Annotated in this window: 3 protein-coding genes; 1 reads left to right on the forward strand and 2 read right to left on the reverse strand. The window is 71.2% G+C overall.

The annotated features are described in order from the left end of the window. Positions 1 to 13 precede the first annotated feature (13 nt). On the forward strand, positions 14 to 439 hold the full coding sequence (locus tag DBR34_RS06240) for an NUDIX domain-containing protein (protein ID WP_128096139.1): 426 nt from the start codon (positions 14 to 16) through the stop codon (positions 437 to 439). 14 nt (positions 440 to 453) lie between these two features. Here DBR34_RS06240 and DBR34_RS06245 read toward each other — a convergent pair whose 3' ends face one another. Both DBR34_RS06245 and DBR34_RS06250 read right to left on the reverse strand, forming a co-directional pair. Next, a complete protein-coding gene (locus tag DBR34_RS06245; RefSeq protein ID WP_128096140.1) occupies positions 454 to 1,557 on the reverse strand; it encodes a sugar kinase in 1,104 nt (367 codons plus the stop codon). After that, on the reverse strand, positions 1,554 to 2,199 hold a 646-nt coding region (locus tag DBR34_RS06250), incomplete at its 5' end, for a GDSL-type esterase/lipase family protein (RefSeq protein WP_258223708.1). The genes DBR34_RS06250 and DBR34_RS06245, both read right to left, overlap by 4 nt.

A 2,199-nucleotide genomic window follows, 5' to 3' on the forward strand; every position in this document is an offset into this window, starting at 1 on the left:
CCGGAGCAGGCCCATGGCTGATGCAACTGCTGCCCAGCAACCGCGCGTGGGCTGTGGCGCGGTCATCCAGCGCGCCGACGGCGCGGTGCTGCTGGTCCAGCGCGGGCGCCCGCCCGAGCAGGGCCACTGGGGCCTGCCGGGTGGCAAGGTGGACTGGATGGAAACCGTCGAAGCCGCCGTGGTCCGCGAAGTGCACGAAGAAACCGGGCTGCGCGTGGCCATTCAACGGCTGCTGTGCGTGGTGGACCATTTTGAGCCGGCGCTGCAGCAGCACTGGATCGCACCGGTGTACCTGGTCCGAACGCTGGACGACACCACTGCCGTGCTGCAGGAACCGGAGGTGCTGCTGGCGTTGGCCTGGTTCAGCCCCGACGCCTTGCCGGCGCCGCTGACCCTGTCCGCGCGCCAGGGTCTGGCACAGCTGTCAGCGACGGGCTGAGCCCGCCCAACGGGTCAGCGCTTGGCCGCCGCCGCATCACCGCGCGCCACCGCTTCCACTTCCTCCAGGCTGGTGCACGCGGTGTCGCCCGGGGTGGACATCGCCAGCGCTCCATGCGCGGCGCCCAGCTCCACCGCCGCCTGCTCGCCCTTGCCGGCCAGCAGCGCATGCACCACGCCGGCCACGAACGCGTCGCCACCGCCCACCCGGTCCAGCAGGTCCACCTCGCGCCGGCGCGACACGAACAGCATGTCGCGCGTGCGCAGTGCGCCGGCCCAGCCGTTGCGTGCGGCGTTGCTGGCATCGCGCAGGGTGAAGGCCACGGCCTGCAGGTTCGGGAAGCGCTGCAACGCGCGCTGCGCGGCCGCGTCGGCCGGGCCCACGTCCATCGGTGTTTCGCGCTTGCCCAGGTCGGCCAGGTCCATGCCCAGGCAGGCCGCGAAGGAATACTCATCGCCCACCAGCAGGTCGCACTCGGCGGCGATGGCGCAGTTGGCGTGGCGCGCCGCGTCCGAATCGGGGTGGCTGTCCCACAGGCTGGCGCGGTAGTTCAGGTCGTAGGACACCGCCACGCCATGGCGACGCGCGGCCTGCGCAGCGGTGATGGCGGTCTGCGCGCTGTGCTCGGACAGCGCGGCGAAGATGCCACCGGTATGCAGCCAGCGGGCACCGTCGCGGCCGAACACTGCGTCCCAGTCGTACTCATGCGGCTGCAGTTGCGAGGCGGCCGAATACGCGCGGTCGGAAATGCCCAGCGGCGCGCGCACGCCGAAGCCCCGCTCGGTGAAGTTCAGGCCCATGCGCGTGTTGCGGCCGATGCCGTCGTAGTCCCGCCAGACGATCTGGCTGGTGTCCACGCCACCGGCCTGGATCAGCTGCTGGGCCAGCGCCCCCAGCTCGTTGCGCGGCAACGCGGTAAGCACGCCGCTGCGGTGGCCGAAGGTGCTGCACAGCCCGCGCGCCACGTTGTACTCGCCGCCGCCTTCCCACACGTTGAACTGGCGCGCGTTGCGCACGCGGCCTTCGCCGGGGTCGAAGCGCAGCATCACTTCGCCCAGCGCCAGCGCATCCCAGCGCTGGCCGCTGGAGGCGGCCACCACGAACTGCTGGCCGCTCATCGTGCCCGGCACCCCAGCAGGCCCAGGTCGATGCCGGCGGCCATGCGCCGGTAGCCTTCATCATTGGGGTGCAGATGGTCGCGGGTGATGTCCTCGGGCAGATTCTCCGGCTTGGCCGGGTCGCGCAGGATGGCGTCGAAGTCGATCAGCGCGTCATAGCCGCTGCGGCCGCCGCGCATCCAGGTGTTGAGGGTGGTGCGGGTGGCCGCGGCAACCGGTTCGTAGCGGTCCGAATCGCCGAATGGGGTGATGGTCGCCGCGATCGCACCGATGCCATTGCCGTGCAGGCGCTCGGCGATCTGCCGGTACCCCAGCACCATGTCCTCGGCGTTGCGGCCGGCCTTGGGCGGGGTGCCGCCGTCGTGGCGGATGTCGTTGATGCCTTCGAACACGATGACCTTGCTGACGTTCGGTAGCGCGATCACGTCGCGGTCCAGGCGCGCCAGTGCGCTGTGGCTGCGGCCGTGGTCCATTACCTTGTTGCCGCTGATGCCGGCATTCACCACGACGACCTGGTCCGGGCAGGCCTGCTGCAGGCGGGTGGACAGCAGCGCCGGCCAGTCGCCGTTGCTGCCGCGCGTGGCGGTGGCGCCTTCGGTGATCGAATCGCCCAGGGCGACCACCACCACCGGTTTGTTGGCG

The sequence above is a fragment of the Stenotrophomonas sp. HMWF003 genome, assembly GCF_003061285.1.
Classification (GTDB): Bacteria; Pseudomonadota; Gammaproteobacteria; order Xanthomonadales; family Xanthomonadaceae; genus Stenotrophomonas; species Stenotrophomonas maltophilia_AP.

What these genes read in the sequence shown, in the direction of transcription:
- DBR34_RS06245 (WP_128096140.1), bottom strand. Translation starts at nt 1,557, where the DNA reads ATGAGCGGCCAGCAGTTCGTGGTGGCCGCCTCCAGCGGCCAGCGCTGG.
- DBR34_RS06240 (WP_128096139.1), top strand. Translation starts at nt 14, where the DNA reads ATGGCTGATGCAACTGCTGCCCAGCAACCGCGCGTGGGCTGTGGCGCG.